The sequence below is a fragment of the Helicobacter pylori genome (genome assembly GCF_021062735.1).
Lineage (GTDB): Bacteria > Campylobacterota > Campylobacteria > Campylobacterales > Helicobacteraceae > Helicobacter > Helicobacter pylori_DN.
In genome coordinates this window covers 45,450-71,986 of sequence record NZ_JAHXLB010000009.1, presented here as the reverse complement: position 1 = coordinate 71,986, position 26,537 = coordinate 45,450, and the positions used below count along the sequence as shown (strand labels likewise).

Annotated in this window: 28 protein-coding genes and 1 pseudogene; 23 read left to right on the top strand and 6 right to left on the bottom strand. The window is 40.4% G+C overall.

Annotated features, from left to right (window positions below; genetic code table 11):
* Positions 1 to 39: 39 nt before the first annotated feature.
* Complete coding sequence (locus KX581_RS05415) at positions 40 to 777, bottom strand: methyltransferase domain-containing protein (protein WP_180629865.1); 738 nt, start codon at positions 775 to 777, stop codon at positions 40 to 42.
* A gap of 123 nt (positions 778 to 900) precedes the next feature.
* Here KX581_RS05415 and secG point away from each other — a divergent pair, with 123 nt between their 5' ends.
* The 22 genes and pseudogenes from secG to KX581_RS05305 all read left to right on the top strand — a co-directional run bounded on the left by secG (position 901) and on the right by KX581_RS05305 (position 22,281).
* Positions 901 to 1,500, top strand: coding sequence for a preprotein translocase subunit SecG (gene secG / locus KX581_RS05410; protein ID WP_180600044.1), 600 nt, complete (start codon positions 901 to 903; stop codon positions 1,498 to 1,500).
* Positions 1,500 to 2,057, top strand: coding sequence for a ribosome recycling factor (gene frr, locus KX581_RS05405; protein ID WP_108327221.1), 558 nt, complete (start codon positions 1,500 to 1,502; stop codon positions 2,055 to 2,057). Before secG ends, frr begins: the two co-directional genes overlap by 1 nt.
* A gap of 3 nt (positions 2,058 to 2,060) precedes the next feature.
* Positions 2,061 to 2,666, top strand: a complete 606-nt coding sequence (pyrE, locus tag KX581_RS05400) for an orotate phosphoribosyltransferase (RefSeq protein ID WP_120834340.1) — start codon at positions 2,061 to 2,063, stop codon at positions 2,664 to 2,666.
* Positions 2,656 to 3,120 carry an RDD family protein gene (locus tag KX581_RS05395; RefSeq protein ID WP_231175785.1) on the top strand — a complete coding sequence of 155 codons (465 nt, stop codon included), beginning with the start codon at positions 2,656 to 2,658 and terminating at the stop codon, positions 3,118 to 3,120. The genes pyrE and KX581_RS05395 overlap by 11 nt, the downstream gene beginning before the upstream one ends.
* Positions 3,117 to 3,806: an SIR2 family NAD-dependent protein deacylase gene (locus KX581_RS05390; protein ID WP_078251183.1), complete on the top strand. Its 690-nt coding sequence runs from the start codon at positions 3,117 to 3,119 to the stop codon at positions 3,804 to 3,806. The genes KX581_RS05395 and KX581_RS05390 overlap by 4 nt, the downstream gene beginning before the upstream one ends.
* Positions 3,807 to 3,913: 107 nt before the next feature.
* Positions 3,914 to 4,315: an NAD(P)H-quinone oxidoreductase subunit 3 gene (locus tag KX581_RS05385; protein ID WP_231175784.1), complete on the top strand. Its 402-nt coding sequence runs from the start codon at positions 3,914 to 3,916 to the stop codon at positions 4,313 to 4,315.
* A complete protein-coding gene (locus tag KX581_RS05380) occupies positions 4,315 to 4,794 on the top strand; it encodes a NuoB/complex I 20 kDa subunit family protein (RefSeq protein ID WP_001183508.1) in 480 nt (159 codons plus the stop codon). The genes KX581_RS05385 and KX581_RS05380 overlap by 1 nt, the downstream gene beginning before the upstream one ends.
* A complete protein-coding gene (locus KX581_RS05375; protein WP_164865940.1) occupies positions 4,794 to 5,591 on the top strand; it encodes an NADH-quinone oxidoreductase subunit C in 798 nt (265 codons plus the stop codon). The genes KX581_RS05380 and KX581_RS05375 overlap by 1 nt, the downstream gene beginning before the upstream one ends.
* Position 5,592: 1 nt before the next feature.
* Positions 5,593 to 6,822 carry an NADH dehydrogenase (quinone) subunit D gene (gene nuoD, locus KX581_RS05370; protein WP_000068247.1) on the top strand — a complete coding sequence of 410 codons (1,230 nt, stop codon included), beginning with the start codon at positions 5,593 to 5,595 and terminating at the stop codon, positions 6,820 to 6,822.
* The gene (locus KX581_RS05365; protein WP_000819168.1) at positions 6,819 to 7,049 is read left to right on the top strand and encodes an NADH-ubiquinone oxidoreductase subunit E family protein; all 231 of its coding nucleotides are present in this window, start codon (positions 6,819 to 6,821) and stop codon (positions 7,047 to 7,049) included. Before nuoD ends, KX581_RS05365 begins: the two co-directional genes overlap by 4 nt.
* Positions 7,050 to 7,051: 2 nt before the next feature.
* Entirely contained in the window at positions 7,052 to 8,038 is a 987-nt protein-coding gene (locus KX581_RS05360) for a hypothetical protein (RefSeq protein WP_231175783.1), read from the top strand.
* Positions 8,035 to 10,566 (top strand): NADH-quinone oxidoreductase subunit G, encoded by a 2,532-nt coding sequence (locus tag KX581_RS05355; protein WP_231175782.1) that lies wholly within the window; start codon positions 8,035 to 8,037, stop codon positions 10,564 to 10,566. The genes KX581_RS05360 and KX581_RS05355 overlap by 4 nt, the downstream gene beginning before the upstream one ends.
* A complete protein-coding gene (gene nuoH / locus KX581_RS05350; protein ID WP_001277308.1) occupies positions 10,563 to 11,552 on the top strand; it encodes an NADH-quinone oxidoreductase subunit NuoH in 990 nt (329 codons plus the stop codon). The genes KX581_RS05355 and nuoH overlap by 4 nt, the downstream gene beginning before the upstream one ends.
* A gap of 10 nt (positions 11,553 to 11,562) precedes the next feature.
* Positions 11,563 to 12,225, top strand: a complete 663-nt coding sequence (nuoI, locus tag KX581_RS05345) for an NADH-quinone oxidoreductase subunit NuoI (RefSeq protein WP_231175781.1) — start codon at positions 11,563 to 11,565, stop codon at positions 12,223 to 12,225.
* On the top strand, positions 12,218 to 12,766 hold the full coding sequence (locus KX581_RS05340; protein WP_000464195.1) for an NADH-quinone oxidoreductase subunit J: 549 nt from the start codon (positions 12,218 to 12,220) through the stop codon (positions 12,764 to 12,766). The genes nuoI and KX581_RS05340 overlap by 8 nt, the downstream gene beginning before the upstream one ends.
* Entirely contained in the window at positions 12,763 to 13,065 is a 303-nt protein-coding gene (gene nuoK, locus KX581_RS05335; protein WP_000579761.1) for an NADH-quinone oxidoreductase subunit NuoK, read from the top strand. Before KX581_RS05340 ends, nuoK begins: the two co-directional genes overlap by 4 nt.
* A gap of 2 nt (positions 13,066 to 13,067) precedes the next feature.
* Positions 13,068 to 14,906, top strand: coding sequence for an NADH-quinone oxidoreductase subunit L (gene nuoL / locus KX581_RS05330; protein ID WP_231175780.1), 1,839 nt, complete (start codon positions 13,068 to 13,070; stop codon positions 14,904 to 14,906).
* A gap of 3 nt (positions 14,907 to 14,909) precedes the next feature.
* Entirely contained in the window at positions 14,910 to 16,448 is a 1,539-nt protein-coding gene (locus KX581_RS05325; RefSeq protein WP_231175779.1) for an NADH-quinone oxidoreductase subunit M, read from the top strand.
* The gene (gene nuoN, locus KX581_RS05320; RefSeq protein WP_231175778.1) at positions 16,435 to 17,907 is read left to right on the top strand and encodes an NADH-quinone oxidoreductase subunit NuoN; all 1,473 of its coding nucleotides are present in this window, start codon (positions 16,435 to 16,437) and stop codon (positions 17,905 to 17,907) included. Before KX581_RS05325 ends, nuoN begins: the two co-directional genes overlap by 14 nt.
* Entirely contained in the window at positions 17,897 to 20,302 is a 2,406-nt protein-coding gene (locus KX581_RS05315; protein WP_231175777.1) for a DUF7494 domain-containing protein, read from the top strand. The genes nuoN and KX581_RS05315 overlap by 11 nt, the downstream gene beginning before the upstream one ends.
* 1 nt (position 20,303) lies before the next feature.
* On the top strand, positions 20,304 to 21,683 hold the full coding sequence (locus tag KX581_RS05310; protein ID WP_231175776.1) for a phosphomannomutase/phosphoglucomutase: 1,380 nt from the start codon (positions 20,304 to 20,306) through the stop codon (positions 21,681 to 21,683).
* A gap of 178 nt (positions 21,684 to 21,861) precedes the next feature.
* Positions 21,862 to 22,281 (top strand): annotated as a pseudogene (locus tag KX581_RS05305) (hypothetical protein).
* Positions 22,282 to 22,425: 144 nt separating this feature from the next.
* On the opposite strand, the gene KX581_RS05300 reads toward KX581_RS05305, so the two are convergent.
* From KX581_RS05300 to KX581_RS05280, 5 genes are all read right to left on the bottom strand, one after another.
* A complete protein-coding gene (locus tag KX581_RS05300) occupies positions 22,426 to 22,653 on the bottom strand; it encodes a hypothetical protein (protein WP_231175775.1) in 228 nt (75 codons plus the stop codon).
* Positions 22,654 to 22,840: 187 nt separating this feature from the next.
* On the bottom strand, positions 22,841 to 23,455 hold the full coding sequence (locus tag KX581_RS05295) for a thiamine diphosphokinase (RefSeq protein WP_220965594.1): 615 nt from the start codon (positions 23,453 to 23,455) through the stop codon (positions 22,841 to 22,843).
* The gene (pnuC, locus tag KX581_RS05290; RefSeq protein ID WP_180630149.1) at positions 23,443 to 24,105 is read right to left on the bottom strand and encodes a nicotinamide riboside transporter PnuC; all 663 of its coding nucleotides are present in this window, start codon (positions 24,103 to 24,105) and stop codon (positions 23,443 to 23,445) included. Before pnuC ends, KX581_RS05295 begins: the two co-directional genes overlap by 13 nt.
* Before the next feature lie 184 nt (positions 24,106 to 24,289).
* A complete protein-coding gene (locus KX581_RS05285; RefSeq protein WP_231175774.1) occupies positions 24,290 to 24,760 on the bottom strand; it encodes a hypothetical protein in 471 nt (156 codons plus the stop codon).
* A gap of 23 nt (positions 24,761 to 24,783) precedes the next feature.
* Entirely contained in the window at positions 24,784 to 25,113 is a 330-nt protein-coding gene (locus KX581_RS05280) for a pantothenate kinase (protein WP_180629551.1), read from the bottom strand.
* Positions 25,114 to 25,845: 732 nt separating this feature from the next.
* Here KX581_RS05280 and tenA point away from each other — a divergent pair.
* Positions 25,846 to 26,499, top strand: a complete 654-nt coding sequence (tenA, locus tag KX581_RS05275; protein ID WP_120872798.1) for a thiaminase II — start codon at positions 25,846 to 25,848, stop codon at positions 26,497 to 26,499.
* Positions 26,500 to 26,537 lie beyond the last annotated feature (38 nt).

Here is a 26,537-nt window from a genome sequence, read left to right as displayed (position 1 = left end):
GTAACCACCTAATTTTAATATTTTAATTTATCTTGGTTTTTAAGAACGCTTGATCCCAGAAAAGAGTAACACTTCATAGCTCAATTTTTCAAACGCCATGTTTTGAAAAAAATGTTTTTTTTGCTTGAAACTCAGCGTTGAACCCCCCAAAAGACCGCATTTTTTAAGGTAATTCAAGCAATCTTGTTTGCGGTTGAAATAAAGAGCGAAGCGCTTGTTTTCTAATTCTATTTGAAAATTTTTAAAAGCGTTTTTGATTAAGGATTTGAGCGTTTTGAGATCCCTTAAAGGCGAAGGCGTGCCTAAAAACTCATGCACTTCATGCAAACTAAAATCCGTATGGATAGCTAAAGCCACCTCTTGACTAGAAAGAGCGATTTTTTCTAAAACGCTTTTTAAATCCCTTGCCCATTGTAAAGAAGAAGAAGACACAACCAAATCATAATCGCAAAAAACATGTTCTTCAAAATCCGCATGCTCTAAAGAGATTTTTTGAATGTTAATAGATTGCGTGGGGTGTAATTTGAGCATGTTTATGGAATTATCCAAAGCGATAAAGTCTTCAATCACAATATTTTGCCGCTCTAAAGCGTTAAAAACAGCCCCACTCCCTGATCCTAAATCCAAAACTTTAGCGTAATGTTTTTGTTTTAAAAATTGAACAAGATGAATAGCGATTTGTTGCTGGATATGGGCAAAAAGATGGTAAGTTTTGGCATGCTTATTGAATGAATGCTGATTGAATGCAAGCTGATTGAATGAATAAAAAGAGTCCAACACCACCGCCTTTAACGCACCACGCTTGAAATTAAAACTAGATTTTAGTGTATTCTTAGCAAATTTTAGATAAGATCAAGCGTAATTTTTTCTAAATTTTAGGGATTTAAGGAATCAGTGTTTATGACGAGCGCTCTGTTAGGCTTACAAATTGTTTTAGCGGTATTGATTGTGGTGGTGGTTTTGTTGCAAAAAAGTTCTAACATCGGATTAGGGGCTTATAGCGGGAGCAACGATTCTTTATTTGGTGCTAAAGGGCCCGCAAGCTTTATGGCGAAATTGACCATGTTCTTAGGGCTATTATTTGTCATCAACACCATCGCTTTGGGCTATTTTTACAACAAAGAATACGGAAAAAGCATTTTAGATGAAACCAAAACCAACAAAGAGCTTTCGCCCTTAGTCCCTGCCACCGGCACGCTTAACCCTACGCTCAATCCCACATTAAACCCAACGCTCAATCCTTTAGAGCAAGCCCCAACTAATCCTTTAATGCCACAACAAACGCCTAACGAACTCCCTAAAGAGCCAGCCAAAGCACCTTCTGTTGAAAGCCCCAAAAAGAATGAAGAGAACGAAAAAAATGACGCCAAAGAGAATGGTATAAAGGGTGTTGAAAAAACCAAAGAGAACGCCAAAACGCCCCCAACCACCCACCAAAAGCCTAAAACGCATGCAACACAAACCAACGCCCATACCAACCAAAAAAAGGATGAAAAATAATGTTACAAGCCATTTATAACGAAACCAAAGATTTGATGCAAAAAAGCGTTCAAGCTTTAAACAGAGATTTTTCCACTCTAAGGAGCGCGAAAGTTTCAGTCAATATTTTAGATCACATTAAAGTGGATTATTACGGCACGCCCACGGCATTAAATCAAGTCGGCTCCGTGATGAGCTTGGATGCGACCACCCTTCAAATCAGCCCGTGGGAAAAAAACCTGCTCAAAGAAATTGAAAGATCCATTCAAGAAGCCAATATTGGCGTCAATCCTAATAACGACGGCGAAACGATCAAGCTTTTTTTCCCGCCCATGACAACCGATCAAAGAAAACTCATCGCAAAAGACGCCAAAGCGATGGGCGAAAAGGCTAAAGTGGCTGTGAGGAATATCCGCCAAGACGCTAACAACCAAGTGAAAAAATTAGAAAAAGACAAAGAAATCAGCGAAGATGAAAGCAAAAAAGCCCAAGAGCAGATCCAAAAAATCACCGATGAAGCCATTAAAAAAATTGATGAAAGCGTGAAAAACAAAGAAGACGCGATCTTAAAGGTCTAAACCATGGATATTAAGGCATGTTATCAAAACGCTCAAGCGCTATTAGAGGGGCATTTCTTGCTCAGCAGTGGGTTTCATTCCAATTATTATTTGCAATCCGCTAAAGTCTTAGAAGATCCCAAACTAGCCGAACAATTAGCGCTAGAATTAGCCAAACAAATCCAAGAAGCCCATTTGAATATTGAATGCGTGTGCTCGCCTGCCATTGGGGGGATCTTGGCTGGGTATGAGCTTGCAAGGGCTTTGGGCGTGCGTTTTATATTCACTGAAAGGGTGGATAATACCATGACATTAAGGCGTGGTTTTGAAGTCAAAAAAAACGAAAAAATTTTAGTGTGTGAGGACATCATCACTACGGGAAAATCCGCTATGGAATGCGCTAAAGTTTTAGAAGAAAAGGGTGCTCAAATCGTGGCTTTTGGCGCTTTAGCTAATCGGGGTATTTGCAAGCGCACTCATTCTCATTTAAAAGCCCAAGAGGGTGCGTGTTTGCCTAGCCATTTGCCCCTTTTTGCTTTAGAAGATTTTGTTTTTGACATGCACAAGCCTAGCTCTTGCCCTTTATGCGCTAGTAGCGTCGCTATAAAGCCAGGAAGTCGTGGCAACTAAAAAAACCAAAAAAAATAAAACCCCAGAAAAAAAGCAAGCGTTAGAAAGCCCTTTAAAAGGGCTGTATCTCTCTTTACGCTTAAAGGCCTTCATCACCGATATTTTTATGATTTATACCCCCATGCTTTATATAATGACTTATGCGATTTTAGGGAGTGCGAAGGATTTTAGGGAAAACCAGAGCGCGATTTTTTTATGCCTGCTTTTTTACGCCCTAACGCACAGCTTTTTTATCGCTTTTAAATCCCAAAGCCCTGGCATGCGTTACGCTCAGCTTAAATTAGTCAAAAATAATGGCGAAAAAGTGGGCTTTTTTTTAGCGTTGTGGCGCTTTGTCTTGTGGGTGTTGAGCATGGGGTTACTTATAGGGTTTGTTACGCCTTTTATTTTTAAGTTTTTTTTGCATGACAAACTCAGCGGCACTCGTATTGAAATTATCAAGGAGGAAACATGAAAAATTTAGTGATTTTAAGCGGGGCTGGCATTTCAGCAGAAAGCGGGATTAAAACCTTTAGGGACGCTGATGGCTTGTGGGAAGGGCATGACATCATGGAAGTTGCCTCGCCTTATGGCTGGAAAAAGAACCCGCAAAAGGTGTTGGATTTTTATAACCAAAGGCGCCGACAGCTTTTTGAAGTCTATCCTAACAAGGCTCATAAGGCTTTAGCAGAATTGGAAAAACACTATCAAGTTAATATCATCACCCAAAATGTAGACGATTTGCATGAAAGGGCGGGTTCTTCTCGCATTTTGCACTTGCATGGAGAGTTATTGAGCGTTCGCAGCGAAAAAGATCCTAATTTAGTTTATAGGTGGGAAAAGGACTTGAATTTAGGCGACTTGGCCAAGGACAAATCGCAATTACGCCCTGATATTGTGTGGTTTGGCGAAGAGGTGCCTTTGCTTAAAGAAGCGATTTCTTTAGTCAAACAAGCGCATCTTTTAATCATCATTGGCACTTCTTTGCAAGTCTATCCGGCCGCTAGCCTCTACACGCATGCGCATAAAGACGCTCTCATTTATTACATTGACCCTAAAGCTAAAAACGCCCGTTTGCCCCAGAATATCCAATGCATTAATGAAAGCGCGGTGCATGCCATGCAAGATTTAATGCCCAAACTCATAGAAATGGCCTCTTAAGAGATGTTGAAATAATTTTTATTTTTTCAGCTAACGATTAGCAAAAACATGGTTTAATTGCTTCCATCGTTTGCTAAAAGTAATAATTAAAGGAGTCTGAGAGCCTAATGCAACAAGCCACAGAAGCATTGAATCACCCCTATTTTGGCGTTTTTGTTTTGTTGGTATTCACCTTTTGGGTGTTTAACTTAACCTTAAGGATTCAAAGGTTTTTAAGCCGTAAAATGGCTCAAAAAAAGGGCGAAAAGCTCAAGCTCGCTCCCTATGAATGCGGACCTGTGGCTCTCAAGCAGCCTAATAGGGTGTCGCACCATTTCTATATCATGGCCATGCTTTTTATCTTATTTGATGTAGAAATCGTTTTCATGTTTCCTTGGGCGATTGGTTTTAAAAAATTAGGTTTGTTTGGGCTCATTGAAATGCTAGGCTTTGTCTTCTTTTTAGCCATTGGTTTTATTTACGCTTTAAAGCGAAACGCTTTGAGCTGGCAGAAATTAGAGGTGAAATAATGCAACAAGCACCGGTTGTTCTAAGCACTTTGGATAAATTATTGAATTGGGGGCGTTCTAATTCGCTTTGGCCCTTAACTTATGGCTTGGCGTGTTGCGCGATTGAGATGATGGCGACAGGGGGTTCAAGGTTTGATTTTGACCGATTTGGCACGATTTTTAGAGCGAGCCCTAGGCAATCTGATGTGATGATCATCGCTGGCACGCTCACTAAAAAACATGCCGAGTTTATGCGCAGGCTCTATGATCAAATGCCTGAGCCTAAATGGGTGATTTCTATGGGGAGTTGCGCTAACACGGGTGGGATGTTCAACACTTATGCGACCGTTCAAGGAGCGGACAGGATCGTTCCTGTGGATATTTACTTGCCCGGTTGTGCGCCACGCCCAGAAACTTTACAATACGCCCTTATGGTTTTGCAAGATAAGATCAGACGCTCTAAAGCGATCAAACAAGACGCTCCTAAAAGGTTAGTGTGATGGTAAGAAAACAATCCCCCTATGAAGATGTGCAAAAACAATCGCGCCAGCATGACCCCTATAAAATCATAGAACCCACCCCTAAAAAATATTTAGAGGGCAGCGCTTATGAGGTCATTTACAACCACCTTTCTTACAAGCATGAGGTTTTAGACAAATATATAGAAACTAACACGGCGGTGTTTTGGATCAAAAAAGACGATATTTTTTCTGTCGCTACGACTTTAAGGCATTTGGGTTATGAGTGTTTGAGCGAAATGAGCGCGATAGATTTGTGCGCTAAAAAAGGGCATTTTGAATTGTTTTATCAATTCGTGGGCTTTAGCGATAGCTGTAAGAACCGCCGTAGGGTGCGCGTGAAATGCATCCTATTGCCTAATGAGAGCGTGGATTCTTTGAGTTTTTTATACCGCTCAGCTAATTGGAGCGAGAGGGAAGCGTATGATTTGCTTGGTATTGTGTTTGACAAACACCCCTATTTGAAACGCCTTATCATGCCGCATGATTGGGTAGGCCACCCCTTGTTGCGCTCTTACCCGCTCAAAGGCGATGAATTCGCTCAATGGTATGAAGTGGATAAAATTTTTGGCAAAGAATACCGAGAAGTGGTGGGTAAAGAGCAGAGAGACAGCGCGAGAGTGGATGAAAAAGACACTTTCAATTTTGCAAAAATTGGCTATGAGCAGGGCAAGGGTGAAGAATTAAAAGAAGTAGAAGAAAAGCATGCGTTTAAGAAAATCCCTTTTGTCAAAGATTTGCACAAAATCGCCCCCACTATCTTAAAAAAGAGGCTATAAAATGGCTCAAAATTTCACGAAACTCAACCCTCAGTTTGAAAACATCATTTTTGAACATGACGACAACCAAATGATTTTAAACTTTGGCCCTCAACACCCCAGTAGCCATGGGCAATTGCGCTTGATTTTGGAATTAGAGGGCGAAAAAATCATTAAGGCTACCCCTGAAATTGGCTACTTGCATAGAGGCTGTGAAAAGTTAGGCGAAAACATGACCTATAACGAATACATGCCCACTACCGACAGATTGGATTACACTTCTTCTACCAGCAATAATTACGCTTACGCTTATGCGGTAGAGACCTTGCTCAATTTAGAAATCCCACGCCGAGCGCAAGTGATCCGCACGATTTTACTAGAGCTTAACCGCATGATTTCACACATCTTTTTTATCAGCGTGCATGCTTTAGATGTGGGGGCGATGAGCGTGTTTTTGTATGCATTTAAAACGAGGGAATACGGCTTGGATTTGATGGAGGATTATTGCGGGGCCAGGCTCACGCATAACGCTATAAGGATTGGGGGCGTGCCTTTAGATTTACCCCCTAATTGGTTAGAAGGCTTAAGAAAATTTTTAGGCGAAATGAGGGAATGCAAAAAACTCATTCAAGGCTTATTGGATAAAAATCGCATTTGGCGGATGCGCTTGGAAAATGTGGGCGTTGTAACGCCAAAAATGGCACAAAGTTGGGGCATGAGCGGTATCATGTTAAGAGGGACTGGGATCGCTTATGATATTAGAAAAGAAGAGCCTTATGAGCTTTATAAAGAGCTTGATTTTGATGTGCCGGTGGGCAATTATGGCGATAGTTATGATCGGTATTGTTTGTATATGTTAGAAATTGATGAAAGCATTCGCATCATTGAACAACTCATTCCCATGTATGCTAAAACCGATACGCCTATCATGGCTCAAAACCCGCATTATATTTCCGCCCCTAAAGAAGATATAATGACGCAAAACTACGCCTTGATGCAGCATTTTGTTTTAGTGGCTCAAGGCATGCGCCCGCCCGTTGGGGAAGTGTATGCCCCCACAGAAAGCCCCAAAGGGGAATTAGGGTTTTTTATCCATTCAGAGGGCGAGCCGTATCCTCATAGACTAAAAATCAGAGCCCCTAGCTTTTATCACATTGGGGCTTTAAGCGACATTTTAGTGGGGCAATATTTAGCGGATGCAGTAACCGTGATTGGCTCAACCAATGCGGTGTTTGGCGAGGTGGATAGATGAAACGCTTTGATTTACGCCCCTTAAAAGCGGGTATTTTTGAACGCTTAGAAGAATTGATTGAAAAAGAAATGCAACCTAATGAAGTCGCTATTTTCATGTTTGAAGTGGGGGATTTTTCTAACATCCCTAAGAGCGCTGAATTTATCCAATCTAAAGGGCATGAGCTTCTCAATTCTTTGCGTTTCAATCAAGCGGATTGGACGATTGTCGTGAGAAAAAAGGCTTGATTTTGAGCGGCTTTAACCCCTTAAATTCTCCCTTAAGCACAAGCTCTTCAATTAGTTTGAAAGAAGCCTATTATTTAGAAAAATTATCTCTTCAAAAAGGGTTTGAAATCAATTACAAATTGAGCGAAGATAGCTTAAACCTTTTAGAAAAAAGCGATTTGTGCGTTTTGTTTGGGGGGTTTTCAAACGCTTGTTTGAATGAAAATGAACGATGGATTTTAGGAAGCATTAACCAATTAAAACTCCCCTACGCCTTGTTAAGACCCTTACAAGATACAAGAGACTTGCAAGAAAATTGCCTTTTTGCGTCGTATGAAATCCACACGGAAGCGGCGATTTTGGCCTTGATTTTAAGGGGTATTTTGGAACAAACTTCCCGATTAAAAGGGCATGTTTTAGAAAAAATAGATGTGGGGTATTTAAGCTCTGAAGCGAACATGAGCGAAGAAGAATTGCAAGATCTTATCGCGCTTATTGTTAAAGCGAAAAAAAGGGTGCTTGTTTTAAATAGAGAAATCACTAAGCATGCTGACAACGCTTTTTTATACACCCTTTTAAGCGAGTTGCAAAATTACCTAGAAATTTTGCATATCCCTTGCAATGATTCAAGTGCAACGGCCACTTTTTATGATTCTAAAGATCAAGAATGGCTGCTAGAAACAGCCCTAAAAGAGGGTATTTTGCCTTTTGAATCAGAGCTTCAATCAAAAGATTTAGAGCTTTTAGAGCGAATGGGTGAGGCTAACGGCTCGTTTGTCTATGTTTCTTACAAGAGCCTTGAAACCCCTAAATTGTCTTTTTCCAAGCAATTTAAGATCGCTAACAAGATTAAGCATTCTAAAGCAAAGTTTCAAATCTTAAATAAAACGCTAGAATGCGAGTTAGAAGAAAGCCCCCATTTGAAGGGCTTGATTGCGATTTTAGAAGGGGCGTTTTTTGACGCTTACCCTTATATCCCTATTTTATCCCACTCTCAAGGAATTTCATGATCACAATGAATATCAATGGCAAAATAATTGAATGCCAAGAGGGACAAAGCGTTTTAGAGGCTGCTAGGAGCGCTGGGATCTACATCCCTACCATTTGCTATTTAAGCGGTTGCTCGCCCACAGTCGCATGCAAAATGTGCATGGTTGAAATGGATGGCAAACGCATTTATAGCTGCAACACGAAAGCCAAAAACAATGCCACCATTCTCACTAACACCCCAACGCTCATGGATGAAAGAAAAAGCATCATGCAAACTTATGATGTCAACCACCCCCTAGAGTGTGGCGTGTGCGATAAGAGCGGGGAGTGCGAATTGCAAGACATGACGCATTTAACCGGCGTGGAGCACCAACCCTATGCGGTGGCTGATGATTTTAAAGTGCTAGATTCATGGGCAAAAGCCTTGTATGATCCTAATTTGTGCATCATGTGCGAAAGGTGCGTAACCACTTGCAAGGACAATGTGGGCGAAAACAACCTCAAAGCCACTAAAGCCGATTTGCATGCTCCGGATAAATTTAAAGACAGCATGTCCAAAGACGCTTTTAGCGTGTGGAGTCGTAAGCAAAAAGGCATTATTTCTTTTGTGGGCAGTGTGCCTTGTTATGATTGCGGGGAATGCATTGCGGTATGCCCTGTGGGCGCTTTGAGCTATAAAGATTTCGCTTACACGGCTAACGCATGGGAACTCAAAAAGATCCATTCTACTTGTTCGCATTGCTCGGCCGGGTGTTTGATTTCTTATGATGTGCGCCATTTTGATACTCTAGGCGAAGAATCTAAGATTTTTAGGGTGCTTAATGATTTTTATCATAACCCTATTTGTGGGGCAGGCCGTTTCGCTTTTGACGTGAGCTCTAGCCCTAAAGGCAGTGCTAATCTTAAAGAAGTGCAAAACGCCCTCAAAGAATGCGAAGCGGTGCGAATAGGTGGGGATATTACGAATGAAGAGGCGTTTTTAATAGAGCGTTTAAGAAAAGAGCTTGATTTTAAAATCTACAATCAAGAAGCGTATCGTTTCCAGCAATTCTTAAAAGTATTGGGCGAAGTTAAACGCCCCAGTATTGAAGAGATTAAAACTTCTCATTTAGTCGTTACAATCGGATCTTCTATCAAAACAGAAAACCCTTTGGTGCGCTATGCTATTAATAACGCTCTCAAACTCAATAAAGCTTCTTTGATCGCTATGCACCCTATTAAGGATAATGCGCTAGCGAATTTGTGTCGAAGCTCTTTTTGCATCACCCATGAAGTGGGGGCTGAAGAAATCCTTTTAGGCATGCTTTTAAAAATGCTTAACATTGAAAGCGCGGCTCTAAAAAGCTTAGAAGATTCCAAGCAAAACATTGTGGATGAAGCGGCTCTTAAAGCCTTAGAAGAAGAGCGAAAAAAAGCTTTAGAACAAGCCGAGCAAGGGTGCAGTATTGGAGAAAATAAGGCAGAAAATCAAGAAGAGGATAAAACAGAAGCAGCTGCCCCAAAAGAAAATCAAGAAGAAAACAAGACAGAGGTTAAAGAAGAAAAAATTGAAGTCCCTACCAAAACCACTTATTTGTTGCTTGAAGAAGCGGGCATCAATTTAGAAACTTATGAAAAAATTCTCGCTCTTTTGCAAAAATCAAATAACACCTTGCTGGTGGTTGGCGAAGAAATTTATAGCCACAAACAAGCCCACAATATCGCTAAAATGTTGCGTTTGTTAGCCCAAAAAAGCGCTGTTAAACTCATTCTTATCCCTCCAAGCGCGAACGCTTTAGGCATCGCCTCCATTTGTCAATTGAGCGAAGAAGTTTTTGAACATGAAAAAATCGTAGGCATTCGCGCTCAAGGGGATTTCACTATCAATAGCGATGATAGGGTTTTTGGGAAAGACGCTGTGAGTAAAGTGGATTTTATTTTGCCCAGTCTCAACCAGCTAGAAGGCACGATCACTAATGTTGAAGGGCGTGTGTTGCCCTTAAAACCGGCTTTAAGGTTTGAGGGCTATGACTTGAGCGATATTATGCAAGGCTTTGGCTTTGTGGAAGAAAATCTCACAGAATGCACCCGCAAACTCCCTACAGAAGCGGGCTTTAAAGCCATAGAATTTGATCATTTAACCAACTATTTCACTAATGACAGGGTCAATCACAGAGGCTATCTATTAGGAACAAGCCATTTTGAAAAGAGCGCTAAAGAATGCGAAACCACAGAATGCGAGCCTATCAAGCCTTTAAAAGAAAAAATCGCTTTCAACGCGTATTTAAAATACCCAGAAACGCAATTCAATAACGCTACTAATAAAAGCGAGAATTTGCAATTAAAAGCCGGTGTCTATGTGTCTAAAGCTTTCTTAAAAAAATTGAATAAAGAAGTGGGGCAAAACATCACTTTATCTAAAGAAGAAGAGGAATTAACAGGCGTTTTGTATCTTGATGAGAGCTTGGATCAGGAAGTGTTTGTCATCTCGCCTTCTCTTTTGAAAAACCATTCTGGCTTTTTTAGAGAGGGTGTGTTTGATAGCGTGGATTTAAAGGAGCAAGCATGAGCGCTTATATCATTGAAACCTTGATTAAAATTTTGATTTTAGTCGCTGTTTTTTCGGCTTTAGGAGGCTTTGCCACTTATATTGAAAGGAAAGTGTTAGCCTATTTCCAACGCCGTTTAGGGCCTTGTTATGTGGGGCCTTTTGGGCTTTTGCAAGTCGCAGCAGACGGCATTAAGCTTTTCACTAAAGAAGACATTATCCCCCAAGGCGCAAATAAATTCATTTTCACGCTAGCACCCATTATTGCGATGGTGAGCGCGTTTGTGTCCATGGCGCCCATCCCCTTTTTCCCTAATTTCACTCTGTTTGGCTATGAAATCAAGCCCCTTATTTCTGACATCAACATTGGCTTTTTGTTTTTCTTAGCCGTGGGTTCAGCAGGGATTTATGCGCCTATTTTAGCCGGGCTTGCTTCTAATAACAAATACTCTTTAATTGGCTCCGCAAGAGCGACGATCCAACTGCTCAGCTTTGAAGTGGTCAGCACTTTAACCATTCTAGCCCCCTTAATGGTAGTAGGATCGCTCTCTTTAGTGGAAATCAATCATTACCAAAGCGGTGGGTTTTTAGACTGGCTTGTGTTTAAGCAGCCTCTAGCGTTTGTTTTGTTTTTGATCGCAAGTTACGCTGAATTGAATCGAACCCCCTTTGACTTGTTAGAGCATGAAGCCGAGATTGTAGCAGGGTATTGCACTGAATACAGCGGCTTGAAATGGGGCATGTTCTTTTTAGCGGAATACGCGCATTTATTCGCTTTTTCTTTTGTGATTTCTATTGTGTTTTTTGGTGGGTTTAACGCATGGGGCTTTATCCCTGGAGGCATAGCGATTTTAATTAAAGCGGGCTTTTTTGTCTTTTTATCCATGTGGGTTAGAGCGACTTATCCGCATGTGCGCCCAGACCAACTGATGGATATGTGCTGGAAAATCATGCTGCCTTTAGCGTTATTGAACATCGTGCTAACGGGCATTATCATTTTAATTTAAAGGAGGTTTTATGGCCAAACAAGAATACAAGCAACTTCCTAAACGAGCCGAAGTCCATAGCACGACCGAGCAGCTTAAAGACACCGTTAAAACAAGCTTGGGTTTGGATCTATTCAAAGGGTTAGGGCTTACGATCAAGGAATTTTTTAGCCCAAGCGTAACCATCCATTACCCTATGGAGCAACTCCCTTTAAGCCCTCGTTATCGTGCGGTGCATCACTTGCAACGGCTTTTAGACTCAGGCTCTGAAAGGTGTATCGGTTGTGGGCTGTGCGAAAAGATTTGCACGAGCAATTGCATAAGGATCATCACGCATAAGGGCGAAGACAACCGCAAAAAGATTGACTCTTACACGATCAATTTGGGGCGTTGCATTTATTGCGGGTTGTGCGCGGAAGTTTGCCCAGAATTAGCGATTGTTATGGGGAATCGGTTTGAAAACGCCAGCACCCAACGCTCCCAATACGGCTCTAAAAGCGAGTTCTTAACGAGCGAACAAGACGCTAAAAACTGCTCGCATGCCGAGTTTTTAGGCTTTGGTGCGGTAAGCCCTAATTACAATGAACGCATGCAAGCCACCCCTTTAGATTATGTCCAAGAGCCTTCAAAAGAAGAATCACAAGAAGAGTCTCCAACAAACCCAGAAAGCCATAAGGGAGATGAAAATGTTTGAAACCATTGCCTTTTATTTCTTTGCGATCCTTACTTTGAGCATGGCGTTAGTGGTGATCACCACCACGAATATTCTCTATGCCATTACCGCTCTCGCTAGCAGCATGGTTTTTATCTCTGCTTTTTTCTTTTTGCTAGACGCTGAGTTTTTGGGCGTGGTGCAAATCACGGTGTATGTGGGCGCGGTCATTGTGATGTATGCGTTTGGCATGATGTTTTTCAACTCCGCTGCAGAAGTCATTGAACGCAAGCAAAGCCCTAAAATCTTGTGCGTTCTTTCATTTGGCGTGGCGCTGTTGCTCACCTTGATTTTAAGCGCTCCTAGCATTGGCGAAAACCTTTCTAATCAAGTCAATTCCAACGCTATTGATGCGCAAATCCCCAACATTAAAGCGATTGGTTATGTGCTTTTTACCAATTATCTCATCCCTTTTGAAGCGGCGGCTTTAATGCTTTTAGTCGCTATGGTTGGAGGCATCGCTACAGGGATTCAAAAAATCCATGGGAAAAATCACACGCAATTTATAAAGGAATCTCTATGATAGGGTTAAACCACTATTTGATTGTTTCAGGGTTGCTCTTTTGCATTGGCTTAGCGGGCATGCTGAAACGCAAAAACATTCTGTTACTCTTTTTTTCTACAGAAATCATGCTCAATGCGATCAATATCGGTTTTGTAGCGATCTCTAAATACACGCATAATTTAGACGGGCAGATGTTTGCACTCTTTATTATCTCTATTGCCGCTAGTGAGGTGGCTATTGGTTTGGGCTTGGTGATTTTGTGGTTTAAGAAATTCAAGAGCTTAGATATTGATTCTTTAAACGCTATGAAAGGTTGAGCATGCAATATTCTTCTTTGCTGTCAGTGGTGTTATTTTTGCCTTTAATCGGCGCGCTTTATGCGGGGCTGTTTGGGGCTAAAGCTAAAGCGTTGCATGTGGGCGTTTTCAATTCTTTGTGCGTGCTGGTTTCTTTCGTTGGCGCTGTGGTTCTTTTCATTCAAGCATGGCACCATCAAAGCTATGAAAAATACTTGTTTGACTGGATCGTGGTAGGGAATTTTAAAGTCGGCTTTTCTCTCATGCTGGATAATATCAATGCGGTCATGATTGTCGTGGTAACTTTAGTTTCTTTTTTAGTGCATGTGTATTCTATAGGCTATATGGAGCATGACGCAGGGTTTAACCGCTATTTTTCCTACCTCAGCGGCTTTGTGTTTTCCATGCTGGTGTTGGTGTTGAGCGATAATTTTTTAGGGCTTTTCATTGGCTGGGAAGGGGTGGGGCTATGCTCTTACTTGCTCATTGGCTTTTGGTATCATAAATCAAGCGCGAATAACGCTTCTATTGAAGCCTTTGTGATGAATCGAATCACGGATTTAGGCATGCTCATGGGGATTATTTTGATCTTTTGGAATTTTGGCACCCTCCAGTATAAAGAAGTCTTTAGCATGCTCAATAACGCCGATTATTCCATGCTCTTTTATATTAGCGTGTTTCTTTTCATTGGCGCTATGGGGAAGAGCGCGCAATTTCCTATGCACACATGGTTAGCCAACGCTATGGAGGGGCCTACCCCCGTGTCCGCTCTCATCCATGCAGCAACGATGGTAACCGCTGGGGTGTATCTAGTCATCAGAGCCAATCCTTTGTATAGTGCGGTGTTTGAAGTGGGGTATTTTATCGCATGCTTAGGGGCGTTTGTAGCTCTTTTTGGAGCGAGCATGGCTTTAGTCAATAAGGATTTAAAGCGTATTGTGGCTTATTCTACGCTTTCTCAATTAGGCTATATGTTTGTAGCGGCCGGTCTTGGGGCTTATGCGATCGCGCTTTTCCATCTCTTTACGCATGCGTTTTTCAAATCCCTCCTTTTCTTAGGATCAGGGAATGTCATGCATGCGATGGAAGACAATCTGGATATTACTAAAATGGGCGCTTTATACAAGCCTATGAGGATCACAGCTATCTTTATGATTATAGGTTCAGTGGCTTTGTGCGGGATCTACCCTTTCGCAGGATACTTTTCTAAAGACAAAATTTTAGAAGTAGCTTTTGGGATGCACCACCATATTTTATGGTTTGCGCTTCTAATCGGGGCGATCTTTACCGCTTTTTATAGCTTTAGGCTCATCATGCTTGTGTTTTTTGCGCCCAAACAGCACGCCATCAACCACCCCCATGAGGCTCAAAATTTCATGCTTTTAAGCATGCTGCCATTAGGGGTTTTAGCGGTCATTGCCGGGTTCTTTGAAGAGCCGTTTTTCCATTTCATCTCTCAAGTGATCCCTAGTGCTGAAGAATATCCCGTCCCGCTCGCTCTTTTAATCAGCATTACCACCATAGCGGTGTTATTGAGCATCGCCTATGCCATATTTAAATATAAAAATGGTATCACTTCCAAAAAAGAGGGGGACTTTTTATACAAGCTCTTGCTCAACCAATACTATATCCCTAAGCTCTATCAAGGGATTGCAAAAGTTTTTAGCGCCATCGCTTCATTCTTGCACCAAGTCGTGGAATTAAGGATCATTGATGCGATAGTGGATGCTATAGGAAGAAGCGTTTTTGTCATAGGGCGTGTGTTTAGGATCAGTCAAGATGGGAATTTAACTTCCATGCTACGCTTCATGGTGGCCGGGGTTTTAATCTTATTAGCGTTTGTAGCTTTTTTTGGGAGATAAGAAATGCAGTTTTTACATGCGCATCTTTTAAGCGTGGTGATCTTTTTCCCCATGCTGAGCGCGCTATTAGCGTTCTTTATGAGCGATCAAGCGAGTAGGGCGTATGCGATTGTCATCGCTTTGATTGAATTGTTATTAGTCTTGTTGTTGTGGCATGGGTTTGATATTCAAACAGCCAGCATGCAGTTTGAAGAAATGAAGGAATTGATCTATCAAATTGGTGTGAATTACCATGTGGGCGTTGATGGCATCGCGCTCTTTTTGTTGCTCTTAAACGCTATCGTGGTGTTATTATGTGTGATTTATGTCAAAGAGCGTCGTAAAGACTTTGCGATCTGTCTTTTGTTGTTAGAGGGGATTTTGATGGGCGTGTTTTCTTCTCTTAATATGATCTTTTTCTACGCTTTTTGGGAAATCTCGCTCTTGCCGGTTTTATACCTCATCGGTCGTTTTGGCCGTAACCATAAAATCTATTCTGGCATGAAGTTTTTCCTCTACACCTTTTTAGCGTCATTATGCATGCTCTTAGGCATTTTATACATTGGGCATGACTATGCGAATAATTACGGCATGATGAGTTTTGATATTTTAGACTGGTATCAATTGAACTTTTCTAGCGAGGTTAAAACCTGGCTCTTTGTGGCTTTCTTAATAGGGATTGCGGTTAAAATCCCGCTCTTTCCCTTACACACATGGCTGCCTTATGCGTATTCTAACGCTCCTACTTTAGGCTCTGTCATGCTTTCAGCCTTGCTTTCTAAAATGGGGACTTACGCCCTATTACGCTTCTTGCTCCCGCTTTTTCCTGAGCTTTCAGAAATTTATTTAACCCCCATAGCCATTGCAGCACTTTGCATGATCATTTATGGAGGTTTTCTAGCCTACGCTCAAAAAGATTTAAAAACCCTCATCGCTTATAGCTCGTTCTCGCACATGGGAGTCGTGGTGCTTGGGGTTTTTTCTTTCAATGTTGAGGGGATTTCAGGGGCGGTGTTTATGATGTTTGCGCATGGCGTTATCGTCATGGGATTATTTTTACTCGCTGGTATCCTAGAAGAGCGCACTAGCAGTTTAGAAATCGCTCGCTTTGGATCAGTCGCTAAAAGCGCTCCCATTTTTGCAGCCTTTTTTATGATCGTTTTAATGGCGAATGTGGGCATGCCTTTAAGCATTGGCTTTGTGGGAGAGTTTTTAAGCTTATTAGGGTTTTTTGCCACTTACCCTCTTTTGGCTATCATTGCCGGAACAAGCATCATCCTCTCAGCGGTTTACATGCTCACATCATATAAAGATGTCTTCTTTGGCAATTTGAAAGCCGGGAACAATCAAATAAGCGTGTTTGAAGATTTGAACGCTCGTGAGGTAGGGGTTTTAAGCGTGATTTTAGCTTTGATTTTGATTTTAGGGATTTATCCTAAAATCCTTTTAAAACCGATTGAGCAAGGCTCTAAGCAGCTTTTAGAGATGATAGAAATCCGCTCGCTCCCTTTTTTAGGTTCATTGGACACTAAGATAAAAGAGGTCTCTTATGTTAATAGATAGTCTCCATATCTCTTTTGATAGCTTTAATTTTGAGAGCATTTTGCCCATGTTGGTGTTGGTGTGTGGGGGGATTTTCACGCTCTTAATCAACGCTTTCACTTCCAGGTTTTCACGCAATTTGAATGTGTTTTTATGCATGCTCTTTTTGGTTTTGGATTTTTTGGTGGTTTTAGGGTTAGAAGAACAAGAAAACGCCTTTTTTGGTTTTTTGAGCTTGGATACTCTCTCGCTCATCTCTCAAAGCATTGTCTTGATTTCAGCCTTTTTGCTCATTTTCTTAGCCCTTTCCAAAGAGCGCTTCAACGAATTTCAAACCGCTGAATTTTATTCCTTATACTTGTTTATTGTTGCTGGCTTTCAGTTCATGGTTTCAAGCAACCATTTATTGTTAATCCTTATCGGGTTAGAAACAGCGTCCTTACCCCTTTGTGTGTTAATGGCGTTGAGCGACAAACGCTACGGCTTGGAAGCAGGGATCAAGTATTTCACTATGGGGGCGATGGCGAGCGCGTTTTTTGCTATGGGGGCGATGGCTTTTTACTTGCTCACAGGGAGCTTGAATCTTGAAGTCATTACCCTATACTTACACACTGAGGGCGTTACAAACCCCATGCTCTTTGCGATGGGCGCTATTTTTTTGATTGGAGCGATTGGCTTTAAGGTTTCTTTAGTGCCTTTCCATACCTGGATGCCTGATGTGTATGAGGGCAATAACCCAGTCTTTGCGAGCTATATTTCCATCGTGCCTAAAATCGCTGGCTTTGTGGTAGCGACTCGCCTTTTTGGGGCGTTTATAGACACTCGCATCGCTTGGGTAGAAGACATTTTTTATGTTTTGATTCTTATGACTATCACCATCCCTAATTTCATTGCTTTATGGCAAGAAGATGTCAAAAGAATGCTCGCTTATAGCTCCATTTCGCATTCTGGGTTCGCTTTAGCATGCGTGTTTATCCACACTGAAGATAGCCAACAAGCGATGTTTGTTTATTGGTTCATGTTCGCCTTCACTTACATTGGGGCTTTTGGCCTTTTATGGCTCTTAAAAAGCCGGGAAAAAACATGGGATGAACGCTACGATCACCCCTATTCTAAATTCAACGGCCTTATCAAAACCCACCCTTTAGTGGCGATCTTGGGTGCTATTTTTGTTTTTGGGCTTGCAGGGATTCCGCCTTTTAGCGTGTTTTGGGGGAAATTTTTAGCCGTTGAAAGCGCTTTAGAGAGCAATCACATTCTTTTAGCGGTGGTGATGTTAGTTAATAGCGCGGTGGCTGCGTTTTATTATTTCCGTTGGCTCGTGGCGATGTTTTTCAATAAGCCCTCACAAAGCTACGCTCAAAGCGATATTTACACCCAAAACGCTACCATGCCCATTTATACGGTCATTATTGCCATGGCGTTAGCGTGCTTGTTCTCTGTTTTTATGATGCGAGGGCTTTTAGAGTTTGTGGCTTAAGTCAAAAATCTTTCTTTTAATGGGCTTGCTCTCCCATTCGCTCAACGCCTTAAGCCTCACGCTCACGCAAGGCAAGGAAGGGGGGGAAGATTTTTCTGTTTTAACCTTACGGCACAACAAGGCGTTTTCTTGTTTTTATGCTAATGAAAAACCGCCAAGTGGGATTGAAGCGTCTTTATCCATTATACACGCTAAACGCCCCATAGAATGTGTGATAGACTCCATCCCTAAGGAGGGTTTTACCCCTTTAGAAAACGCTTTTTTCAATATCACCTATTCTATGCGCCAACAACAATTCATTTTACACATCAAACCCAAAGTGATGCGAAGACTCACCCTTTTTTCTTTTGACAGGGATTATAAAAAAGCGATCCCCCTTTTTGTGGAAAACGATCCTAAAGCCAGAATGTGGCAAATCATAGGCTATGATCAAAATATCCCTTTTTTGAGCGAAAAAGACAACGCTCAAAAAGGCTTGAATTTCCCCATTATCATTAAAGACGCTCAAACCCCTATCATTCAAGAGCTAGACATGAATAACAAACCCCTACTCACCACAAAGGGCTATGATTTAAACGCTTATTTAGAGGCTAAAAAACAAATCAATTCGCAAGCCTATTTTGACGCTTTACGCACGATCAGCCGCGCGTTTAAAAACTACCCTCAAACGATGTTTAAAAAAGATTTGTATTTATTAGAAATTATCGCATTAGGCCAATTAGGCATTAAAAAATCCTTGCTCATAGACATTGGCACTAAGTGGATTAAAAATTACCCGACTGATCCCAATATCCCTGAAGCGCTATACTATGTCGCCAAAGCTTTAGACGAGAACAACAATTACAAACAGGCCATGCGTTATTACAAACGCATTCTTTTAGAATACAAAAATTCCCGCTACGCGCCTTTAGCCCAAATGCGTTTAGCCATTGAAGCGGCTGAAGGCTCTGATTTGAGCAGCGCTAACATGCTTTTTAAAGAAGCTTTTTCCAACGCCAAAGACAAAGAGAGCGCGAGTGAAATCGCGCTTAATTGGGCTGAAGCAGAGATAAACTATCAAAACTTTAATAACGCTAAATACCTCATTGATAAGGTGGTCCAATCCAACCCAGATTATATTTCTACGCATAGCGAATCAGCCCTAGACTTGCTCAAGTTATTGAAAAAAAACCAGATGAATGCAAGTGCGATTGAGATCGCTCACTTGCTCCTCAATCAAGATGATGATGTGAAAGCTAAAGAGCAAGCGCTCTATGATTTAGGGGCGTTGTATGCAAGGATCAAGGACTTTAAGAACGCCCACCTTTACAATCTGCAATATTTGCAAGATCATGCGGAATTGGATAAAGCCTCTGTCGTTAGGGCGCGCGATGAAAAAGCCCTTTTTTCCATGGAGGGGAACACGCAAGAAAAAATCGCCCATTATGATAAAATCATTCAAAATTTCCCTAATTCTAATGAAGCCCTAAAAGCTTTAGAATTGAAAGCCCAACTCTTGTTTGAAAATAAGCGTTATGCTGAAGTGTTAGGCATGCAAAAAAATTTGCCTAAAGATTCTCCTTTGATCCAAAAAACGCTCAATGTCCTTGCTAAAACCCCATTAGAGAACCATCGTTGCGAAGAAGCCTTAAAATACTTATCCCAGATCACCGCCTTTGCATTTACCCCCAAAGAAGAAATCCAAGCCTTTGATTGCTTGTATTTCGCATCGCTCAAAGAAAAAGCGCAAATCATTGCCCTAAACGCTTTAAAAGCGGCTAAAACCCCTAGCGAGAAATTGGTATGGCTTTATCGTTTGGGGCGCAATTACTACCGCTTAGGGGATTTTAAAAATTCCACTCTGGCCTCTAAAGACGCCTTAATCCTCGCTCAAAGTTTAAATAAAAAAGAATTTTATGATATTGCTTTTGTTTTATTTTCAGATTACATGCAAAGCAATGAAAAAGAATTGGCTCTCAATTTGTATGCGTTTTTAGAAAAACATTTCAAAGACGATAAACGCATGGCGTTGGTTTATTTTAAATTGCTAGAGAATGAAAAAGACCCTAAAAGCGTCAAAATTTATGCCACAAGCTTGCTCAAACTCCAAGACGCTTACAAAGACTATTCTTACACGCCCTTTAGTGAATTTGCCCTTATTGACGCTTACAGAACCACCAAAGACTATTCAAAAGCGTTAGAAACGCTAGACAAACTTTTAAACCGCAGGCTTTCTTTAGAAGATCACCAAAAAGCCTTGTATTTACAATCAAGCCTACTGGATTTAACCAATCAAAAAGCGAAATCTAAAGCCAGTTTAGAAAAATGCGTTCAATTAAAGCAAAAAGATCAAACAAACGCATGGCAGAATTTATGCGAACAGGGTTTAAATTTATTCAAAAACAAGGAGTCATGACATGGACATTAGCATTTTTAGAGAATACGACATTAGGGGCATTTACCCCACCACTTTAGATGAAAAGAGTGCGTTTAGTATCGGTGTGGAGTTAGGGAAAATCATGCGAGAATACGATAAAAGCGTGTTTGTAGGGCATGATGCGAGAACGCATGGGCGCTTTTTGTTTGAAGCTTTGAGTGCAGGGCTGCAATCAAGCGGCTTGAAAGTGTATGATTTAGGGCTAATCCCTACACCGGTAGCGTATTTTGCGGCCTTTAATGAAATCAATGGTATTCAATGCCCTAATTCCATCATGATCACTGGCTCTCACAACCCCAAAGAATACAACGGCTTTAAAATCACGCTCAACCAAAACCCGTTTTATGGCAAGGAAATTCAGACTTTAAAAGACACGCTTTTAAACGCCAAGCATGAAATAAAACCCCTAAAAGAAACACCAGAGAAAGCCAATGCCCTAGAAGCGTATCAGCGCTATTTGATCAAGGATTTTAAACATTTAAAAAACCTTAAATACAAAATCGCCCTGGATTTTGGTAATGGCGTGGGAGCGTTAGGATTAGAACCTATTTTAAAGGCTTTAAACATTGATTTTAGTAGCCTTTATAGCGATCCTGATGGGAATTTCCCTAACCACCACCCAGACCCTAGCGAAGCGAAAAACTTAAAAGATCTAGAAAAACACATGCAAGAAAACGCTATTTCTATAGGCTTTGCTTTTGATGGCGATGCGGATAGGATTGCGATGCTAAGCTCTCATCATATTTATGCGGGCGATGAATTAGCGATTTTATTCGCTAAACGCTTGCATGCTCAAGGCATCACCCCCTTTGTGATAGGCGAAGTCAAATGCTCCCAAGTGATGTATAACATGATCAATACTTTTGGCAAGACGCTCATGTATAAAACCGGGCACAGCAATTTAAAAATCAAGCTCAAAGAAACCAACGCGCATTTTGCGGCTGAAATGAGCGGGCATATCTTTTTTAAAGAGCGCTATTTTGGCTATGATGACGCTCTTTATGCATGCTTAAGGGCTTTAGAATTATTGCTTGAACAAACCCCAAGCGATTTGGAAAACACCATTAAAAACCTCCCCTATTCCTACACCACGCCTGAAGAAAAAATCGCCGTGAGCGAAGAAGAAAAATTTGAAATCATTCACAACTTACAAGAAGCGCTTAAAAACCCGCCAAGCCATTTCCCTAAAATCAAAGAAATCATCGGTATTGATGGCGTGAGAGTGGTTTTTGAACATGGTTTTGGGCTTATTCGCGCAAGCAACACCACCCCGTATTTAGTCAGCCGTTTTGAAGGCAAGGATGAAACAACGGCGTTAGAGTATAAAAGGGCGTTGCTTGGGTTATTAGAAAAACTTTAAAATAGAGCTTGGGATAATCTCATTTCATATCCCTTGCTCTTAAAAATATTAGATCAATTAAACAAGTTGCTTTTTAAAACCACACATAAAATCTTAAGATCTCAAATTTTTTGCACTATTTAAGCTAAGCCTAAGCTTATTATAATGAAAAGTTTTAAATCAATCGTAAAGGATTTTTATGAATACAAATAATCATAACAATGAGAAAAAGAATACTATTACTCGTAGGATGAAAATCGCTCACAATAGTCTCCCGGAAACAGACATGAAAGCCCACATGGAACCGAAGTGGCGCAAACTAGCTGACATAAGATCTAAAATGCTTGTAGAAAAGGAAAGACAACTTGAAGAAAGAGGTATTCAACTTGAAATAAAAGAAAAAAGCGAGGCGCAAGGACGAGAATTTTTTACACAAGAATGAGAATCTTTTAAGAGAAAAAAAGAATCTGTTGAAAGAGAAAAGAAACTTATGGAAGAAGAATTTCAAGTTCAAAGAGAACTTCTAGAAATCTATTATGGTTACCCAACACAAAAAAATAAACCTGGAATTAAATATGATGACACAATAGACATAGAACCCGAAGACGAAAAGGACTAAACAATCAATAGTTCTGCGATTTTAAGCCGTTATCAACCACACTACAAGGCTATCTCTTGTTGTTAGGCTTATGGCGGTATTTTCTACGCTAACGCCATAATAACGCGCATGCAATAAAGCTTGATGATTGTTAGTCTGTAATCTTTAATTTTTTGACGCAACAGAGCCTAAAAGCCTTAAAGAAGAAATTAGTGGCATAACAAACCAAACCAGCACCATAAAGAGACAAATTGACAACACAAAAAGAGATTTTGTTGCTATTCTTGGGATCTTTACTGCTATCTTTATGGCGTTTGATAGTGGGCTTAAAATTAATTTGGCTATTTTTGATAAGAAAGGGCTAGATGGTTTAATTGCCTTATGCTTATTCATGTTCGCATCGTTTTTCACTCTCATTTTGTTACACTCTCTCTATCGTTTTGTAAAAGATATTGCAAATAGCAATTAAAATCTCAATAAAACCGACTCAAAAGAATATGAGATCTCCATTGTTTTGCTTATCGTAATTTTTATTGCGGTGGTAGTTGTGGGTGTAAAGACTTATAAGAATTAAACCCGCTTATAAGAATTTTTGATACACCAACACCACCGATTTAGGTGTAGAGCTAAGGCTAAAAAAATGATCTGTAGCTTCATTGAGCGAGCCAGAAAAGAGCGTTTTTAAACGCAAGTTTTTTAAGGGGTATTTGAGGTTTTTAGAAGTGAATTGGGCTTTAAGATCCAGGCTAAAAAGCGAGATTTGTTCCCCTTTAAAACTAGGTAAAGTAAAAGGGGTTTCTAACACCCTAAAAAGACCATAGTCGCTTACGGCTTGGATTTTTTTGCAAAATTTAAAATACTCCAACAATAAAAAAGTGTTCGCTAAAGCGTGATCTTCTCGCTTGCCATTCAACCCTAAAAAAATAAAATCATCACAGCCTTTATTCAAAGCATAAAAAAAGGCTTTGGATAAATCGTTGCTGTTTTGTTCGCTCACGCATATAGGGTGATACAAGGCTTTCAAATGCGAATCAATGCTATCTAGATCGCCTATAACAACGCTGGGTTTGAATTGAAGCGCATGCAATGATATAACAGCCCCATCGCATGCGATTAAAAAGGGGGCGTTTTTTAAAATGTCTAAGCATTTTTGAGATTTAGGAAACTCCCCATTCGCTAAAATCACTGCTTGCATGACTTATTCCAGCGGTTAAAATAATACAAGCCAATAAAAAGGTATAGAATCGTTGTGAAGAGTTGCACCAAGCTCTCTGTAGAAATTTGAAAAATACAAAACCACACGATAATGGACACGACATTCCCCAAAGTTACTAGTGCATAATTCTCCACATAGCGCAAAACCTGTAAAATAAAAGCAATAATAAAAATGACGAAATTAAAACTCTCTGCCCATAAAAAATTCGTTTTAATCTCTTTGAAAAACAAAGCGCTCGCATAAGTTAAAACCCCTATGCCTAAAACGAGTATAAAACGCCAATTTTTGGGAAGTTTTTGAGCCTTAATAGCGCCTTCATGCTGCTCTGTCTTTTTCCATGCGAATAGCCCATAAATCGTTACTGGCATATACAAAAAAAGGCATAAAATCACATCAGCGTTTAATTTCCACTGATAAGCGACATAAGCGTAACTCAAATTATAAACAAGACCAAACACAAAGCAAATCGTTTGCCTTTCTCCGGCAAAAAACGCATACAAAACCCCACTAAGCCCCGCTAAAAGATTGATAAACGAGCCTTTGACAAGGATATTAGTAACGATCAAAAACACACAAGAAAGAATGAGCGTGGCGTAAAATCGTCTGGATAGTTGGGTGGTTATTAACATGCTATTCCTTACGCAAGAATTACCTTGACAAGTTCTACGGGTTTGATCTCAGCCTTTTAAAAACTTGAGCGTTTTAAAAAGCACCCCTTAAATGCTCCTTATTGTAACACAAATCAGTGAGAACGCGCTTTAAAGTTTCTTTAATTTTTTACTCCCCCCTCCATTTAATGACATTTGGGTTAAATCACCACCCCCATTTAGCGCAAAGCCTAGAACAAATCCCAAAACACACAAGAAAGCCAAGCATAACCAAACCCTCTATAAGGAGATTGCTAGGATGCCCGCAATACGCTGAAATTTCATGGATAGCGGCAATAAAGGGCATCGTTAAAAGCGCCACATAAAAATCCCTTAGTCTTGATCCTAACACAGCGTCATGAAACGCACCAAAAAACCTAGCCTTAAAAATGGCTTTGAGAAACCTAGGGTATCTTACTTGGAAAGATTTATAACGATCCCTACCTCGTGGGTCAAATAAAAGGTTAGACAACAAAGCCGCTATTAAGAGTGTTAGCCATGCATAATAACTATCTTTAGGGCTAAAAAGTGGATCGACAGCGCCTAGGCTATGAGGAATTGTGGATATACATCCCGCATAGACTATAGCCACTGCCCATTGATATTCCCAATCGCTCAAACGCTTTTTGATGTTCATGCTCTCTCCTTTCTCCCCCAAAACTACCTATCATACACAAAATGACGATCATAGGTGGGTTCTCTTGGAGCTTGCGGCTCTCTATCAACACCACGGATATAATCTTCTACCCTATCGCCTATTTCACGACCAAATTCTCTCCCTATTTCATGACCAAAACTTCTACCTAATCCAATACCCACTGGACCTCCAGGAACCCCAATTGCTCCTCCAATTTTATCACCAACAAAACCCCCAACACCACCCCCTATAAGTTTGCCTAATTCACCCCTTGCCTCTATTCTAGGACCAGCTATAGCCACATTAGACATTGCACCGCATAAAACCACTACACAAGTTCTTAATCCACTCATAACAAATCCTTTCATAAAATTGAGATTCAAAAATTGAGATTCAAGGCATGTTTGGCACACCTTGATAAGAATATTTATACCACAATCGCATTCAAAGCATTGTTACAAATCAGCTAAATATCACAAAAACTCAATAAGCGTTTTGTTTCTACACAAATTACAGGATTAAGGTAAATCATTGGTTTTATGGTTTTAGTATTTTTTAAGCGTTTTAGAGCGTTAAGTTTCAAGCATTAAAGCCTTTAAGTGCGTTTTTACACCAACCGCTTAAAAATTGAACGCCTATTTTGAATATATTAGACGCTTTTTTATTTTTATGCTAAACTATTTTGAGTTTTGGCCGATATGGCTTCATACAGAGGTTAAACCAATCATAAATGGTAAGGTTAATTCCATCTCGCTCTGTAATAGGTTTGAAACCATGCATCTAAGATTGACTCCTATCTTGTAAGTGCCATACTACAAGTTCCCATAATAAAAACTTCTAAAAATCAAAACCTACAGAGCGAGATGGAATTAACCTTTGTATGATTACAAAGGATAGCCAGTCTTAAACAACCAATACAAGCCCTATAATATCATTAATCGCTATTCAAAATCACAGATATTTTAATACAGCGTTCAATTTTTGAAAACAAGAGCCCACTCACAAATCTTTTTAACAACAAATTTTTATACCATATCACAAGCTTTCGTGTTAGAATGCGTTGAATGGATTTTAGGAGTGTAAAAATGCAAGTTTCACAATATCTGTATCAAAATGCACAATCTATTTGGGGGGATTGTATTTCCCATCCGTTCGTTCAAGGCATAGGGCGTGGGACTTTAGAAAGAGATAAATTTCGTTTTTATATCATTCAGGATTATTTGTTTCTTTTAGAATACGCTAAAGTGTTTGCTTTGGGCGTAGTTAAGGCTTGTGATGAAGCGGTGATGAGGGAGTTTTCTAACGCTATACAAGACATTTTAAATAACGAGATGAGTATCCATAACCATTACATTAGAGAACTTCAAATCACTCAAATGGAATTGCAAAACGCGTGCCCCACTCTAGCGAATAAATCCTATACAAGCTACATGCTCGCTGAAGGGTTTAAGGGTTCTATCAAAGAAGTTGCAGCGGCTGTTCTGGCTTGCGCTTGGAGCTATTTAGTGATCGCACAAAATTTAAGCCAAATCCCCAACGCTTTAGAACATGCCTTTTATGGGCATTGGATTAAGGGCTATAGTTCCAAAGAATTTCAAGCGTGCGTAAATTGGAATATCAATTTGCTTGATTTTCTCACCCTCGCTTCTTCAAAACAAGAAATTGAAAAATTAAAGGAGATTTTTATCACTACAAGCGAATATGAATATCTGTTTTGGGATATGGCGTATCAAAGTTGAATAAAAGTTTTTGTGCCATTAGAAAAACGCAAGAGAAG